The 15,924-nt window shown below is 67.5% G+C and carries 11 protein-coding genes; 6 read left to right on the forward strand and 5 right to left on the reverse strand.

What is annotated here, in order from left to right:
* Nucleotides 1-26: 26 nt before the first annotated feature.
* Both V5F53_RS12250 and V5F53_RS12255 read right to left on the reverse strand, forming a co-directional pair.
* Nucleotides 27-2,618 carry a PAS domain S-box protein gene (locus V5F53_RS12250; RefSeq protein ID WP_509212320.1) on the reverse strand — a complete coding sequence of 864 codons (2,592 nt, stop codon included), beginning with the start codon at nt 2,616-2,618 and terminating at the stop codon, nt 27-29.
* Between the two features lie 254 nt (nt 2,619-2,872).
* Nucleotides 2,873-3,646: an SDR family oxidoreductase gene (locus V5F53_RS12255; RefSeq protein WP_393997801.1), complete on the reverse strand. Its 774-nt coding sequence runs from the start codon at nt 3,644-3,646 to the stop codon at nt 2,873-2,875.
* A 147-nt stretch (nt 3,647-3,793) separates the two neighbouring features.
* Between V5F53_RS12255 and V5F53_RS12260 the strand changes: the two genes are divergently transcribed.
* The 4 genes from V5F53_RS12260 (at nt 3,794) to V5F53_RS12275 (ending at nt 8,451) form a co-directional block, all read left to right on the forward strand.
* A complete protein-coding gene (locus V5F53_RS12260; protein ID WP_393997719.1) occupies nt 3,794-4,732 on the forward strand; it encodes a LysR family transcriptional regulator in 939 nt (312 codons plus the stop codon).
* Between the two features lie 180 nt (nt 4,733-4,912).
* Nucleotides 4,913-5,422 (forward strand): peptide deformylase, encoded by a 510-nt coding sequence (locus V5F53_RS12265; protein ID WP_393997720.1) that lies wholly within the window; start codon nt 4,913-4,915, stop codon nt 5,420-5,422.
* Between the two features lie 87 nt (nt 5,423-5,509).
* Nucleotides 5,510-7,867 (forward strand): Orn/Lys/Arg family decarboxylase, encoded by a 2,358-nt coding sequence (locus V5F53_RS12270; RefSeq protein WP_393997721.1) that lies wholly within the window; start codon nt 5,510-5,512, stop codon nt 7,865-7,867.
* A 23-nt stretch (nt 7,868-7,890) separates the two neighbouring features.
* Nucleotides 7,891-8,451, forward strand: coding sequence for a GNAT family N-acetyltransferase (locus tag V5F53_RS12275; protein ID WP_393997722.1), 561 nt, complete (start codon nt 7,891-7,893; stop codon nt 8,449-8,451).
* A gap of 1,266 nt (nt 8,452-9,717) precedes the next feature.
* Here V5F53_RS12275 and V5F53_RS12280 read toward each other — a convergent pair.
* Nucleotides 9,718-10,284 (reverse strand): hypothetical protein, encoded by a 567-nt coding sequence (locus tag V5F53_RS12280; protein ID WP_393997723.1) that lies wholly within the window; start codon nt 10,282-10,284, stop codon nt 9,718-9,720.
* A gap of 318 nt (nt 10,285-10,602) precedes the next feature.
* Nucleotides 10,603-12,039 (reverse strand): APC family permease, encoded by a 1,437-nt coding sequence (locus tag V5F53_RS12285; protein ID WP_393997724.1) that lies wholly within the window; start codon nt 12,037-12,039, stop codon nt 10,603-10,605.
* 751 nt (nt 12,040-12,790) lie between these two features.
* Between V5F53_RS12285 and V5F53_RS12290 the strand changes: the two genes are divergently transcribed.
* The gene (locus tag V5F53_RS12290) at nt 12,791-13,636 is read left to right on the forward strand and encodes an exopolysaccharide biosynthesis protein (RefSeq protein WP_393997725.1); all 846 of its coding nucleotides are present in this window, start codon (nt 12,791-12,793) and stop codon (nt 13,634-13,636) included.
* 2 nt (nt 13,637-13,638) lie between these two features.
* Nucleotides 13,639-13,971, forward strand: coding sequence for a hypothetical protein (locus V5F53_RS12295; RefSeq protein WP_393997726.1), 333 nt, complete (start codon nt 13,639-13,641; stop codon nt 13,969-13,971).
* A gap of 517 nt (nt 13,972-14,488) precedes the next feature.
* Here V5F53_RS12295 and serA read toward each other — a convergent pair.
* Nucleotides 14,489-15,757: a phosphoglycerate dehydrogenase gene (serA, locus tag V5F53_RS12300; protein WP_393997727.1), complete on the reverse strand. Its 1,269-nt coding sequence runs from the start codon at nt 15,755-15,757 to the stop codon at nt 14,489-14,491.
* Nucleotides 15,758-15,924: the final 167 nt, after the last annotated feature.

Here is a 15,924-nt window from a genome sequence, read left to right on the forward strand (position 1 = left end):
CCCGGACGCGGGGCGCGGGGCGCCGCTCAGGCTTCCACCTCGCCCATCTCCCCGATGGCCACGACGCAGGAGCGTCCGCTGGTCTTGCCCCGATACATGGCCGCGTCGGCGCGCCGGATCAGGCTTTCCGTGCTGGCGGAGCTGGCGCGGCCCACCGCCACGCCCACGCACGCCGAGATCGAAGCCAGCCCCTCGGCGAGGCGGAAAGGCGCGCTTATCCGGTCGTGGATCTTCTGGGCGACGGTCATGGCGTCAGCCTCGGTCTCCAGCGCCGGCAAGAACACCACGAATTCGTCGCCGCCGACGCGGGCGACCGTGTCTCCCGCCCGCACCGCGCCGGCGATGCGCTGCGCCACCATCCCCAGCAACTGGTCGCCGGCGGCATGCCCCCACTTGTCGTTGATGGGCTTGAAGCGATCGAGGTCGATGAACAGGAGACCGAGCAGGCCGTCGGTGCGCCGGTGCTGCGCCAGCGCCTGCTCGATCCGGTCGGACAGCAGCGTGCGGTTCGGCAGGCCCGTCAGGGGGTCGAAATTGGCCCGCTGCCAGTTTTCCTCCTCCTGCCGCTTGCGCGCGGTGATGTCCGACAGCAATGCCACGTACCCGGAAATCCTGCCGTCCGACTGCATGATCGCGCTGATGACCGCGCGCTCCACGAACAGGCGTCCATCCTGGCGCCGGCTCGTCATGTCGCCTTCCCAGCGGTTCTGGACGGCGAGGCTCTTGAGGATCGGGCGGCAGAAGCCGAGGGCGTTGTGCCCCGATGCCAGCATCCGGGGCCTCTTGCCCACCACTTCGTCGGCGCGATAGCCGGTGAGTTCCTGGAAGGCGGGATTGACGCGGATGACCTCCCACTTGCGGTCGGTCACCATGATGCCTTCCGCCGCCGCCTCGAACACGCGCTCGCTGATGAGGACCTCCTCCTCCAGCTGCACCGCGCGCGTGATGTCGGAAAAGGCGACCACGGCTCCGGTCGGGCCCGTGCCATGCTCCTGCAGGAAGCGGCGGGTGTTGACGCTGAGGCAGGCCCTCCGGCCGGATGCGTCGCGCAGAAAAAACAGCTCCTCGTCGAGATCCTCGGTCAGGCAGCGCACCGATGGGCGCTCGGCGAACGGAACCTCCTGGCCGTTGGCGTCGAACACGCTGCGGGTGCGCTCCGCCACGTTTTGCGGATCGGTCCGCAGGATCTCCGCCGCCCGCGAATTGCATTCGACGATGGCGCCGCTCTCGTTGACCAGCAGGAGGCCGGCCGGCACCACCTCGAAGATGCTGCGGTAGCGCGTCTCGCTTTCCCGCAGCCCGCGCTCCAGCTCGAACCGGTCGGTGACGTCGTGGATGATGGAGTAGAGCGCGATGCCGTCTTGGAGCTTCACCGGACCGGAGAAGACCTCCACCATCCGGATGTCCCCGGATGCCAGTCGATGCGGGAAGATGAAGGACGGGCGCTCCCCTTCCTTCGCCTCCTCCATGCGGCGCCGGATCTCCTCGCGCGGCAGGCAGTTGATCTGGGCGATGTTCATGCCGGCCAACGCCTGCTGGCTGTAGCCGTAGAAGGCGGCGGCGGCGGCGTTGGCGGCCAGGATGTGGCCGTTGGCGGGATCGGTGATGAGCTTGACCGAGTGGTTCTGCTCGAACAGCGCATGGTAGAGCGCCTCCTGCTGAACCAGCCTGGCCCGCTGGCGGACATCGCGCAGGGCGAACTGCGCCAGTCCAAGGCCCAGGCAGAGCAGAACGCCGGTGCCGATCAGGTTGGTCCAGCGATGGGCCGCGATCGTCTGGTTCAGGGGATCGAGAAGATCGGCGGTGGAGAGGCCGACGAAGACCACCACCGGAAAGCCCTGAAGCCGGGCCCAACCATAGATGCGCTCGATCGGCTCATGGGTCGCCTGCGCCGTGAACACTCCGGTCGGGCGCGCATCAGCATCCAGGTAGGGACGGGAGGCGTCCACGGCCCGCCCCATCAAGGTGGAAATGTCGCTGCTGCGGGCCAGATAGGTGCCGTTGGGAACGTGCACCGCGCCGACGGTGTCGTGCCCGCCCAGGACCACCAGGGCCAGTTCGTCCGAGAGGAACGCCGGCGCAAGCCGCAGCACCATGACGCCGCCGAAGCCGGAACCATCCGCCGCCAGGGGACGGACCATGGGCACCCACCAGCGCCCGTCGTCGACGCCGCGCTCGGCCTCGCCCAGAAGCAGGACATCCTCCCCTGCCCGCGCCTTCTGCGCCTTGAAATAGGGCGTGTCCGCCACGTTCTCCGGGGCCGCGCTTCTGCCGTTGCTGGCCACGAGACCGCCGTCGGCATCGTATATGGCGACCCGCGCGTCCGCCGAGGGCGGCAAGGCCGCGAAGGTTTGCGATGCGGTGGTGTCCAGTTCATGCGGCGCGCGCTCATAATCGCGCCGAATCTGTCGCAATATATAATCTGCCCCGCGAAATGTCGCAGCGAGTTGCTGGCGCGCGGCCTCGCTGATTTGCGAGGCCCTCAGGCTGCCATCGGCCAGCGCGTCTCTTCGCAAAATATAGAATGAACGCTCAAGATAAGCCCAATACACTGCAATAGCTGCTAAAAATACAACAAATGCAACAATCAGGCGAACTGAACTACTCTTGACACCCATCGACCGTCCAATCCGCACCCAACGCGAGCACATACCTTTTCATGTTACGCGAGGCCGCGCCGTTCCTCAATTCGCCTGAAATCGATACCTGCCACCGTCGGCGAGTGAGCGCACACATTTGTTGTTCGGATGATGACAGGAAGGGCCGCCCGGAGGGACGCCACACCCGGCGGGCGTCATCGCACGGCCCATGTCCCATGCCGGGCACCGCGCCCCGCACCGGCATGGCCGCGAATGCGGCGCCCTCGGACGCCCTACTTGGTGGTGTAGCCGCCGTTGACCAGGATGGTCTGGCCGGTCATCCACCAGCCGTCCGAAACCAGGAAGCGGATGTAGGGAACGATGTCCTCGATATCCGTGAGACCGGTCCGCGAGCGTGTCGACAGCGCCGCCGCGGTCTTGTGGTAGGCCTGCGCCTCCGGCGTCTCCTGGCCGTAGAAGAAGGGCGTGTCCATCGGCCCCGGGCCGATCGCCGTCACCGAAATGCCGCGCGCGCCGAATTCCTTGGCGGCGGCGCGGGTGAAGTGCTCGACCGGAGCCTTGGTCCCGGCATAGCTCGCATAGAAGGGCGTGAAGGCGCCGAGCAGGGAGGTGACGAGGGTGCAGATCCGGCCATCGTCGTTCACATGCCGCCCCGCCTCCTTGAGGAAGAAGAACGCCGACTTGGCATTCACCGCGCTCATCTCGTCATACTCGGCTTCCGAGGTGTCGAGGATCGGCTTCTTCAACACCTTGCCCACGGTGTTGATGGCGATGTCCGGGCGACCGAACGCGGCGACCGCGGCGGCGAACAGCGCCTCCACCGCGCCGGCGGTGGTGAGATCGGCCTGGAAGGCGGCGGCCCGGGCGCCGGCGGCCTGAACCGCGGCTACCGTGGCCTCGGCGTCCGCGCGTGTGGCGGCGCTGTTGTAGTGGATGGCGATGGCCTTGGCGCCATGGGCGGCGAGGTCGCGGGCGATCAGGCCGCCGAGGTTCTTGGCGCCCCCGGCGATGATGACGGTCTTGCCGGTGATGGAATGGTCGGTCATGGAATGGTCGGTCATGGAACGAGCCCCCTTGCGGCGGCGCGATCACGGTGCCGCCGGTATCGCGGCTGAATGTAGCGGCTGGCATTTTGCGATAAAGAAAGCCAGTCTGGCATCATCTGTCAGGCTTCACGAACAATCGGCGCCCCGTTGGATCGCATCGACCTCTTCCGCATCTTCGCGCGCGTTGTCGAGGCGGCGAGCTTCACCCGCGCGGCGGATGCCCTGGGCCTGCCGCGCTCGTCGGTGTCTGCGGCGGTGATCGAGCTGGAGGGACGGGTGGGGACCCGCCTTTTGCACCGCACCACCCGCAAGGTTGCCCCGACCCGGGACGGAGCGGCCTTCTATGACCGCTGCCTGCGGGTCATCGCCGACGTGGAGGAGACCGAGAACCTGTTCCGCCAGAGCGATGCCGGGCCTTCCGGCAAGATCCGGGTGGATGTTCCCGGCCGGATCGGCCGGCTGATCATCGCCCCCGCGCTGCCGGACTTTCTCGACCGCTTCCCCGGAATCGACATCGAGCTCGGGGTCACCGATCGGGCGGTGAACCTGGTGGAGGATGCGGTAGACTGCGCCCTGCGCGTGCACGCCTCCAGCGATCCGGGGCTGATCGCACGCCCCATCGGCAAGCTGCCGCTCGTCAACGTGGCGAGCCCCGGCTACATCGCCCGACATGGCACGCCCGCCACCCCCGCCGACCTGGCCGCGCATTGGGCGGTGCGCTACGCCTCACCGTCCACCGGGCGGATCGAGCCCTGGGAGTGGATCGAGGCCGGCGCGGTGCGCACCCTGCCCATGCGCGGACGGGTGACGGTCAACAGCGCGGAGGCCTATATCGCCTGCTGCCTCGCGGGCCTCGGCCTCATCCAGATTCCCGCCTACGACGTGCGCCGCCATCTTGAAGCCGGGGAGCTGGTGGAAGTGATGGCGGGACACCGGGCGGCGCCGCTGTCGATGGCGCTCCTGTACCCGCACCGCCGGCACCTCTCCCACCGCATCCAGGCCTTCGCGGACTGGCTGGAACGCCTGATGAGGGAACTCACGGCACCGCCGCCGGAGCCCGCCAGCGGCCCGAAAGACGCACCATGAGGCGCGCCCGCGCAAACCGCCCTCGGGCGCGGTCAACGGGTCGCGGCGGGGCCCGCCCCCGGCCGCTTGAAGCGGCCCGGCGCTCGTGCTCTTCCTGCCGGTGCCCCAAGCACCGACGGGCGCATCGAACGGAGCACGCTGAATGACGAGCAGGGGCGCGGCCACGCAGGGCGGCCGGAGATGACGGTTCGACAGATCGTGATGTTTCCCGACCCGCGCCTGCGCGCGGTCGCCGCGCCCGTCACCGTCTTCGACGGCGCGCTCAAGGCCCTCGCCGGCGACCTGCTGGACACCCTGCGCGCTGCGCAGGGCCTCGGGATCACGGCGCCGCACATCGGCATCCCGGCACGGGTGGTGGTGATCGAGCTCGCGCCCGCCGACGGGGTCCGGACCTATGTGAATCCCGAGCTCACCTGGACCTCCGACACCATGGCCCGGCACCAGGAAGGCAGCCTGTCCCTGCCCGGCGTCGCCGAACAGGTCGAGCGCCCGGATCGGGTGCGCGTGCGCTTCCAGGACACGGACGGCGCCGAGCACGCGGCGGAGGCCGACGGCCTGCTGGCAGCCTGCCTGCAACACGAGATCGACCAGCTCGACGGCCTGTTCTGGATTCAGCGGCTGTCCCGGCTGAAGCGCGAGCGCCTCCTCAAGCGCCACGGGAAAGCCAGGCGCGCGTCGCTCCCGGACTGAGGCTCCGCCGCGGCGGCGTCATGCTTCTGTCGTCGTCCTGTCACGGGACGACGCCACACCTCGCCCCGGATCACAGCGGGTGCCCAGATGGATTATTTCAGACGCTTCACCTTCCTCTTCGCGACGCCGGCCTTCGACGCCGAGGACCTGGAAGGCGCCCGCTATAACCAGATCGTCGCGGAGATCGAGCGCTCCGGGTTCGAGGTGGTGCGCGCGCGCAACCTGGAAGACGCGGAAATCGCCGTGCAGACCGACGCCGCCATCGGCTGCATGATGGTGGACTGGGGCAAGAAGGGCCTGGAAGGCAAGACCGCCGCCCTCATCAACCTCATGCGCCGGCGCGGCCTCGACTTCCCCATCATCCTGCTGATCCGCCGCAAGCGCTTCGAGGACGTGCCGGTGGAAGTGCTGGACTTCATCGACGGCTATGTCTTCCTGTCCGAGGAAACGCCCGCCTTCATCGCCAAGAACCTCATCAGCCGGCTCAAGCAATATGCGGAGACGCTGAAGACCCCCTTCTTCGGCGCGCTGGTGGATTACGCCGAGCAGGGCAACCAGCTGTGGACCTGCCCCGGGCACAATGGCGGCGTGTTCTACAGCCGCAGCCCCATCGGCCGGGTGTTCATGGAGCATCTGGGCGAGGCGGTGTTTCGCGATGACCTCGACAATTCCGTGCTCGATCTCGGCGACCTGCTGACCCATGAGGGGCCGGCGCTGGCGGCGCAGAAGGAGGCGGCCCGGATCTTCGGCGCCGAAAAGACCTATTTCGTGCTGAACGGCACCTCCACCTCCAACAAGGTGGCGCTGTCCGCCCTCGTGACCGACGGCGACCTGGTCCTGTTCGACCGCAACAACCACAAGGCCGCCCACCACGGCGCGCTGATGATCTCCGGCGGCATTCCGGTCTATGTGCCGACCACGCGCAACGCCTACGGGCTCATCGGCCCCATGGATTTCGCCGCCCTCGACGAGGACGCCCTGCGCGCGCGCATCCGCGCCCATCCGCTGGTGAAGGACCCCGAGGCCTGGCGCAAGCCGCGCCCGTTCCGCGTCGCCGTGGTGGAGCAATGCACCTATGACGGCACCATCCACAATGCCGAGATGATCCTGAACAAGATCGGCCATCTCGCCGACTACATCCTGTTCGACGAGGCCTGGGCCGGCTTCATGAAGTTCCATCCGCTCTATGCCGGGCGCTATGCCATGGGCCTGAGCGACCTCGGGCCGGAGGCGCCGGGCATCATCGCCACCCAGTCCACCCACAAGCAGCTCGCGAGCTTCTCCCAGGCCTCGCAGATCCACATGAAGGACCGGCACATCACCGGCCAGAAGCGGCGGGTGGAGCACCGGCGCTTCAACGAGAGCTTCATGCAGCACGCCTCCACCTCGCCCTTCTATCCCCTGTTCGCGTCCCTCGACGTGGGCGCGCAGATGATGAAGGGGCGCTCGGGCGAGGTGCTGTGGGACGACACCATCCGCCTGGGAATCGAGCTGCGGAAGAAGATCCGCGCCGTGCGCCGCGAGTTCGAGGAGAAGGAGCAGCGCCCGGAGCGGCGCTGGTTCTTCGAGCCGTTCGTCCCGGACCGGGTGGCCATTCCTGACGCGGCCCGTCCCGGCGCGGTGCACGACGTGCCGTGGGAGAGCGTGACCACCGACCAGCTCGCCACCAATCCAGCCTTCTGGCAGCTCGCCCCCGGCGCCGCCTGGCACGGCTTTCCCGGCATGGAGCCGGGCTTCGCCATGACCGACCCCAACAAGCTGACCCTGCTCACGCCCGGCTTCGACCGCGCCACCGGCAGCTATTGCGAGCACGGCGTTCCCGCGCCGGTGGTGGCGCAGTATCTGCGCGAAAACCGCATCGTCGCGGAGAAGAACGACCTCAATTCGCTGCTGTTCCTGCTCACCCCCGGCGTCGAGGCCTCCAAGGCGGGAACCCTCATCTCCGGCCTCGTCGCCTTCAAGAAGCTGCACGACGACAACGCCCTGCTGGAGGAGGCCATTCCGGCCTTCCATCGCCGCCGGCCCGCCCGCTATGCCGGGGTGCGGCTGCGCGACCTGTGCTCCGACATGCACCGCGCCTACCGCGCCGCCAACGCCAGCGCGCTCCAGACCATGCAGTTTTCCGCCGCGCACCTGCCGGACATCGCCCTCTCGCCCCACGACGCCGCACGGTGCCTGGTGCGCAACGATGTGGACTACCTGCCCATCGACGCCATCTCCGGCCGCATCGCGACCACGCCGTTCGTGGTCTATCCGCCCGGCATCGCCACCATCGTGCCCGGTGAACGCCTGACCGAGCGGGCCCAGCCCATGATCGACTATCTCAGGATGTTCGAGGCCGCGTTCAACGCCTTCCCCGGCTTTGACGTGGAGATTCAGGGCGTCTATCGCGAGATCGACGCCTCCGGCCGCGTGCGGCTTCATACCTATGTGGTCGCGGAATAGGACAGGGAGTAACGGGTTCCCCCATGGATCAGGAGCAAGCCATCGTCGTTCGCCCGTCGCGGGATCAGGATGTGGAGGCCATGCTGGCGATCTATCGCCGGCATATCCGCCGCGGCGTCGAGGAGGGCGTGGACGACGGCGACACACCCCAGCCCGACGACCTGCGTGAGCGGCGCAAGAACCTGAAAAGCCGCCGCTTCCCCCATCTGGTGGCGACGCTGCACGGGGAGGTGGTGGGCTATGCCTATGTGGTGCTGTTCCGCAAGCGCCCGGCCTATCGCTACACCGTCAAGCACTCCATCTATGTCCACCACGATCACCTGGGCCGGGGCGTCGGGCGGCGGCTCATGGGTGGGCTGATCGATGCCTGCGCGGCCGCCGGATTCCGGCAGATGATGGGCTATATCGACGCCGACAACACCGCCTCCCTGGCCCTGCACGAGCGCTTCAGCTTCGTGCGCGTGGGCTATCTGCCCGCGGTCGCCTATCGCTATGGCCGCTGGGCCGACAGCGTGATGGTGCAACGCTCCCTCGGCCCCGGCGCCAGCACCCCGCCGCCGCCCCTCCCGCTCTCCACCCGGTGACGCCGCGATGGCGGCACGCCGCTACGGCGGCGTGCGCGACGGCGTAGCGCGGGGGCTCCGCCCCACCGAGCGGGATCGCGCCGCATCCGCCCGCCCCCCCCCCTTGGCCTGTCCCCCTTGGCCTGTCCCTCCCCTTGGCCCCCGTCCCCTTGGCCCCGTCCCCTTGGCCCCGTCCCCTTGGCCCCGTCCCCTTGGCCCCGTCCCCTGGCCCGCCACTGCGCCTGAGCGCTCGCGGCCCAGGCAACCCGCGCTCGGGCCGTTCATAGCCCCCGCGGCTTCGGCCCATGGCCCGCGTTCGCCCCTGGCCCTTGGCGCGGCCCGCACGCAGCCAGAACCCGCATGGGGGAATCCCGGAAGCACCGAGCGGCGGCACGCCCCTCGGCAGCGGCCTGAGAGCGGATAGCGGACGGCTGGAACGATGCCGGCCGTCGCCCCGCGGTGACAGCGACAGGGCCGCCTCGGGTGGCGACAGGACGGACCCGGCGGACCGTGCGCTCAATGCCGTCGCGATCGCGGTACAGCACCGGGAAGCAGGGCGTCCGGCGTCGGCTGACCTTGAGCTGCATATGGAGCAAGGCGCCCGCCGCCTCCGCGTGACGGCCCACTGAATCTCAGTCGTAGTCCCCTGCGAGGGGGACGCACCGTCCATATCGGCCGAAGCAGACCGCTGCGTGGCGCGCCAGGGCCTGAAATCAGAGGCCCGTGAGCTCGACTCCTGGGCTTTTGTAACGCCCGCGCGGCGCTTGAGCGAACCCACCTGGCACCGGTGGAAGACTGATACCAAAGGCCCATGAGCGTGACTCATGGGCCTTTGGTCAAGCCCGCGCGGCGCTTGAGTGGACCCACTTGGCACCGGTCGAAGACCGGGGCCGATGGTATGAGGCCGATGATATGAGCCCCCGCCCCTGAGCCCGCGCCCGTGGGCTTCGAACCTGAGGGATCGCTCCCACCCATGCTCCAGGGGCGTCAGCCTCCGGTCCACTTCCGCGCGGCGCGTGGACCACCGCCGCCCACCCATCACCGATGCCACGCGAAGTGCCGCGACGGACACGACAAGGTCGAACACAAGGCAAGGCTGGAAACAGTGCGGCCCGCGCCCGTCCGCCTGGGGAGACGAACCGGCACGGGCCGTAAAAGTCACTTGCAAAGCGGGGCTGGACGCGGCGGGGAGTTGCCGGTTCGGAACGCAAACTCACGTCGGAAAGCAGGCGCGGAGCCACGGCTCAGGGAACCGCCGCCTCCGCGCCCGGCGCGCGCCTGTGCGACTCAGCTGTTCTCGCCCTCGCCTTCCGCCTCGCCTTCCGGAGCGGCGGGCGCCGGCGTCTCGGTCTTGGGCGCGCGGGTGCGGGTGGCGCGTCGGGTGGCGGGGGCCGCCTCACGGGTGGCGCGCGCGCGGGCGGACGGCTTCTTCGCCGGCTTATCCGCCACTGGCTCCACCCCTTCGGCCTCGGCCTCCGGCTCGGCGGCCACTTCCGCGGTCACCTTCTTGCGCGGCTTACGCGCCGGCGCCTCCTCGGCGACCTCCGCCTTCGGCGTGGCGACGGCGGCATCGCGGCCGGCCTCCGCGCCTTCCTCGAAACCACGGCGCAGGGTGCTGTCCTCGGGCAGCAGCTCGGTCAGGAACACGGCGCCGAAGACGACGCCATAGGACACGCCGTAGGCCAGATTATAGACTGCGGAACCAACACCGCTCTGCACCTTCTTCGCCGCCACCTTGGCGGAAGCGCGGGCGCTGGACGCAGCGTCCCCGAGGGTGTCCGCTGCCGTTTCGAGAGCCTCCCCGAGAGCGGAGAGGGGATCCGTGTCGAGAACTTCACTGGTCTTGGTGCTCATTGGCCTAACCTTGTTGTCTCAGGAAACCGTTTCAGGTGCGGAGCGACACTGTCGTCATCACGAAGGCCGGCGGCGGAACCCTGCCCGGGCCACCGGCGCCGACGACAACCACCGCGTCGCCGCCAAGTCATCGCGCGCCTTGGCACATTAAAGCAAAAATCTGCCCGCAGCCAAGCACATTTAGTCGAACTCACCCCCTCATCATCGACACCGGGCGGAGCTATTGGGGCTAAGTCCGATGTCATTCACGGGCTTTTCAAGTTGAACAGCGGAAGCGGGACAGTTGAACACCGCCCGCCGCCCGGCTGTGCCCGCCGGTCACTTCAGCGGGCGCTTCGCCGCCTGCGTGGTGGCCTTGGCCAGATGCAGGTCCAGGTCATCGATGGCGCTCCGCAGATTGAGCAGCAGATGGGGACGCCGCACCCGCTGCAGGGTCATCCAGCCGAGGCCGATGGCCATGTAGGCCACGAACAGCAGGAACAGTACATTGTCCGGGAAGCCCGGTGGCGGGAACAGCTCGCTGCCGGGAATGCCGATGGTGCCAAGGACCGGCAGCGCCATGAAGGCGATGGACAGCGCCGAGATCGCCACCGCGCCCGGGGTCAACTGGCCGATGCTGCGCAGGTACCGCGGCGCGGCGATGGAGATGAGCACATAAGTCAGCAGGAACCCGAAGCTGCACAGGGTTCCGAAGTAACCCTGGCCATCGAACGCCGAACCGCCGGACAGATAAAGCCCCGTCGGCAGAAGGAAGGTGATGAGGGCGGCGATGCAGACCGCAGTATAGGGCGTCTTGTTGGTTTCGTGCGCTTCACCGAACACTTCGGAGACCAGACCATTGCGGGCCATGGAAAACACGATGCGAGCGGTGGAATTCACGCAGGCGAGCGTGCAGGCGAAGAAGCTCAGCAGGATGCCGAAGTTGATCACCATGCTGAGCGGCCCCCAGCCATTGGCCTTGGCCAGCGCATCGAGCGGGGCCTCGCTGTTGGCGAGATTCAGCCCGGTGCCCTGGAAGCCCAGGACCACCACATAGGCCATGAAGATAAAGACCAGGCCGGAGATCACCACGCTCTGGATGACCGAGCGGGGAATGGCCCGCAGCGGATCCTTCGCCTCGTGGCCGAGGGACGTGGAGCTCTCGAAGCCGGAGAAGGCGAACACCACCAGCAGCACGCCCATCAGCACCCCGTTCGGCGTCGCGCCCTCCAAGGTGAATTGCGCGCTGTCGAGGGCGAAGCCCTTGTCCCACCAGATGAGCACGCCCAGCACCAAGATGGCGGCCATCACCGTGCCCTCGATGAGCAGCATCATCTTGGCGGAAAGCTGGATGTCGCGGAACGCCACGTAGCAGGCGCCCACCGCGCCGATGGCGAACGACAGCAGGATCGGCACCTGGATGCCGAGCGGCGCCAGGATCACGTTCACGAAGATGGCGAAGCCGCACAGGGTCGACATGCCGGTCATGGTGTAGCCGAACAGGAGCGCCCAGCCGCCGAGCACGCCGGCGGTGGGGCCGAGGCCCTTCACGATGTAGCTGTAGAGCGACCCCGGAGACGCCGAGCGGCGCGCGAACTGGTTGATGTTCAGGCTCACCAGCACCATGCCGACCATGCCGAACAGGAAGCTGAGCCAGGTTCCGTTGCCGGCGGCGGCGAAGATCAGGCCGACGATGGCGGCCGGTACGGTTGAAGGCGCGATGACGGACACCGACTGAGCGAGAACCTCCGTATAGGACAGGCAATTGTGCTTCAAATCACCGCCTCTGCCCGCAAACGTCACTTGGGGGCCGACCGAGGGTTCTCCAGGCTCAACCTGTGTTTTCATTTCCATTTCAACCTTTTGGATTGTGAGAGACGCGTGATGATCCGGACTGACAACAGTCCGCAGGTGTGAATTTCAGGAGTGGCGGGCGCCGCATCCCGCCGCGCCGCCGAGCGATCTTTCATTTGACAGGTGACGCCGGGGGTTTTAATGTATATAAAGTTTATGGAATTAAGCCTATAATGGGCGCCACCCCAGAGATGTCAATATGATGACAGCTTCATTCGAGACCTCCCTCGCCATCGGCGCCGGACCTGAGAGTGAGAGGGAAGCGGCCACATATTACCACCACCCATCAATGCGGAATTCGTCCTGCCGCAGAACGTCAAACCGCAGCAAGTCAATCAATGATGTAATACACAAGATCAGTGCGTGTATTTATTGATAGCCGGCTTAAATATATTCGAGCCTTTCGCTTTTCGGTAGTGGGAACGCGTGCAGCGCGGCAATTTTTTTCAAGGCCCGGGCCGCTGTGACAAAAGCGAGACATAAATTGACTAGTGCAGACGCGACTGCTTCTGATCGGTCCCAGGCAACCCGCCCCCGTGGCGCGGCAACCCGAGCCTGGGAACCCGAGACGAACGAACCCCGGAAGAGGTCGCGATCGGTGCCCAGATCCCCAAATTCGAGGCCGCGTCAGAACCACGGACATGTCGCCGGCGGCGCCACCAGCACCGCGCGGATGCGGACCTCTCAGGTCCTGCGGCAGATTCTGACCAAGAACCCCTCCACCAAGGAATTCACGGTCGAGCACATCGTCGCCTCCATGAGCGACAACGGTCTGGCCCCGCCGCTGCTGCTGTTCTCGATCCCGTCGATCCTGCCGGTTCCCGATGCCAACGCCCTGACCGGCCTGCCCGCCGGCGTCATTGCCAGCCACATGATCGCCGGGCGGCGCGAGATCGAGCTGCCCAAGGTCATCCGCGAACGCTCGGTGCCCCGCCGGTCGCTGGCGGTGGCCATCCACACCATCCTGCCGGTGCTCGAGCGGCTGGAGAAGACCACCAAGCGGCGCTGGCTCTGGGCCAGCCACCCCATCGCCGAGCGCATGCTGGGCGTGGTGGTGTTCCTCCTCGCCCTCACCATCGCCTTCCCGATCCTCGGCTTCGCCCTGCCGCACGCGGCCGCCATGTTCACCATCGCGCTGGGCATGGCGGAACAGGACGGCGTGGCCATCCTCGTCGGCGTCGCCGGCGCGGTCGCGGCCCTGGTGCTGCTGACCGGCAAGAGCCTCACGGTAAGCGCCCTGCGGGCCAAGGCGTGGGACTGGATCCGCGGGGTCGGGCGCCGCTACGGCCTGAAGCTGCTGACCACGGCGCTGGAGAAGCTCGGCATGACCTGGGCCGGCCTGCTCACCTTCGATTGGACCCAGTTGCTTTTGTTGTGGGACCCGGAGCGCAACCGCCCGGCGGCGGAGCAGGACGCCCAGCGCGGCAAGCGCAAAATCCCGGAACTGCCCCCTGGCGCCCGGCCGCGCAAGGCGACAATACTGTCTCCCGCATTCGCCCCCTGCGTGGTTCCGGTGTGACGATGAAAAAAGAGAAGATCTTCGAGTTCCAGATTGAGAAGCCTCTCACCGCCCAGAGGCGCAAGGCGGTGGAGAAATATATCGAGAAACAGGCCGAACTGAACAAGACCGCTCTCGAATACGGCTGGGCTGGCGCGGACGACACCATCCTTGAGATCGCCGCCTCGCCCATCGAGATCGAGGTCCGTTTCCAGGAGCACGTGGTTGAGCTGTATGGCGCCGCGCCGCTCTGGGCCCGGCTGCTGTTCACGGACAAGAAAAAGGGCGAGTTGAAAGCGCAGATTGAAGTCCTGCTGCGCGAAGCGAAGTTCATCTCCGCCGCCAAGACCGCTTAATACCATCGGCCCCGGTCTTCGAGTGGTGCCAAGCTTCGAGCGGTGCCAAGGTTCGAGCGGTGCCAAACGGGTCCGCTCAAGCGCCGCGCGGGCGGGACCAAAGGCCCATGAATCAGGACTCACGGGCCTTTGGGATAAGCGGAACACCCGAGGCCATCGCCCGGCTCCCGGCCGGCCCGTGGCGGGTCCGCGCCGGGGCGGAACGCGGTCATGGCCGCCTGTTCCCAGGCCTCCGCGCGCGCCCACCCGCATCCATGTCCCGATAAAAAAGGCCCCCCACGGGTGGGAGGCCTGATATTGGCTGCACGCGGCTGTCTCGCCGCGCAAGCAACCGCTGCAGAAGCACCCGCCGGACCGGCACGACAAGGGATCGCACCCGCGCGGGGACGACAAGCGCCCGGAAACGGGCCGCGCGCCCACGGAACGGTACCCGCCGACCGGGAACTCCACAGCGGCGGGCGCCAGTCCTTCTCGGCGCGGCGGGGCGGCGTTGCCGGCCGCCCCGGGTCCCGCCGGCTCAGATCTTGTATTCGTACAGCAGCCGGGCGCGAATGGTGCCTTCGAGCGCGCGAATGTCCTCGAGAACGCGCTGGCTGTCCGCCGCCGACGCATCCGCGTCCAGCACCACATAGCCCACGTCCGCATAGGTCTCGTAATATTGCGCGGCGATGTTCACCGAATGGCGCGCGAGCACTTCATTCAGCCGCCCGAGCATGCCCGGCAGGTTGCGCTGAACCTGAATGAAGCGGGTGCCCAAAGGGCGCGCGGGCAACTGCACCTGGGGGAAATTGACCGCGCCCACGGTGGAGCCGGTGTCGCTATAGTCCAGCAGCTTGCGCGCCACCTCGGCGCCGATGCGCTCCTGGGCCTCCAGGGTGGAGCCGCCGATGTGCGGGGTCAGAATGACATTCTCCAGGCCCTGCAGCGGCGAAACGAAGCGCTCCCCATTGGCGCCGGGCTCGACCGGGAAGACGTCGACGGCAGCGCCCAGCAGCTTGCCCGCGCGCAGCACCTCGGCCAGCGCCTCGAGGTCCACCACCGTGCCGCGGCTGTTGTTGATGAAATAGGACCCCGGCTTCATGGCCGCGAACTCGGCCTGACCAATCATGTTCTGGGTCGCGGGCGTCTCCGGCACGTGCAGGCTCACCACGTCGCTCTGCTCCAGCAGCTCGGTGAGGGTGGCGGTGGGCTCGGTGTTGCCGAGGCGCAGCTTGTCCACGAGATCATGGAAGATCACGCGCATGCCCATGGCTTCCGCGAGATTCGAGAGCTGCGAGCCGATGTTGCCGTAGCCGATGATGCCAAGCGTCTTGCCGCGCACCTCGTGGCTGTTGGTAGCCGACTTGTCCCATTCCCCCCGGTGCGCCGCGTTGGAGCGCGAGGGAATGCGGCGCAGCAGCATGACGATCTCGCCGATCACCAGCTCGGCAACGCTGCGGGTGTTGGAGAAGGGTGCGTTGAACACCGGAATGCCGTGGCTGCGGCAGGCATCCAGGTCCACCTGGTTGGTGCCGACGCTGAAGCAGCCGATGGCGATCAGCCGATCCGCCGCCTCCAGCACCTCGGCGGTGATGTGGGTGCGCGAGCGGATGCCGAGCAGATGCACGCCCTTGATGGCGTCCTTGAGCGCATCCCCGTCCAGCGCCTTGCTGAGGCGCGTGAGGTTGGTATAGCCCGCCGCCGTCAACATCTCGACCGCGCTGTCGTTCACGCCTTCGAGAAGCAGCACCCGGATCTTGTCTTTGGCCAGGGAGAGTTGCGACGAATGGGAATGGCTGTCGGTCACGATCTCGGCGTCCTTCGGCGGTGAATGAGCTACGAACGAAAAACCAGGGCGGGTCGCGTGGCTCGGACGGCCACGTCCGGTCCCGCGCCCTCGGTATAGGCGCTCCTGGGGCGCGCGACCTTAGCCTTTTTGCCGCGCGCGTCTAGGGTCGGGCCCTGTCGCGGCCG

The organism is Xanthobacter cornucopiae, from assembly GCF_043195065.2.
In the GTDB taxonomy this organism is placed as follows: domain Bacteria; phylum Pseudomonadota; class Alphaproteobacteria; order Rhizobiales; family Xanthobacteraceae; genus Xanthobacter.

Coding starts and splice junctions, on each gene's coding strand:
- V5F53_RS12295 (WP_393997726.1), top strand. CDS start 13,639: ATGAAAAAAGAGAAGATCTTCGAGTTCCAGATTGAGAAGCCTCTCACC.
- V5F53_RS12280 (WP_393997723.1), bottom strand. CDS start 10,284: ATGAGCACCAAGACCAGTGAAGTTCTCGACACGGATCCCCTCTCCGCT.
- V5F53_RS12270 (WP_393997721.1), top strand. CDS start 5,510: ATGGATTATTTCAGACGCTTCACCTTCCTCTTCGCGACGCCGGCCTTC.
- V5F53_RS12250 (WP_509212320.1), bottom strand. CDS start 2,618: ATGGGTGTCAAGAGTAGTTCAGTTCGCCTGATTGTTGCATTTGTTGTA.
- V5F53_RS12255 (WP_393997801.1), bottom strand. CDS start 3,646: ATGACCGACCATTCCATCACCGGCAAGACCGTCATCATCGCCGGGGGC.
- V5F53_RS12290 (WP_393997725.1), top strand. CDS start 12,791: ATGCGGACCTCTCAGGTCCTGCGGCAGATTCTGACCAAGAACCCCTCC.
- V5F53_RS12265 (WP_393997720.1), top strand. CDS start 4,913: ATGACGGTTCGACAGATCGTGATGTTTCCCGACCCGCGCCTGCGCGCG.
- V5F53_RS12275 (WP_393997722.1), top strand. CDS start 7,891: ATGGATCAGGAGCAAGCCATCGTCGTTCGCCCGTCGCGGGATCAGGAT.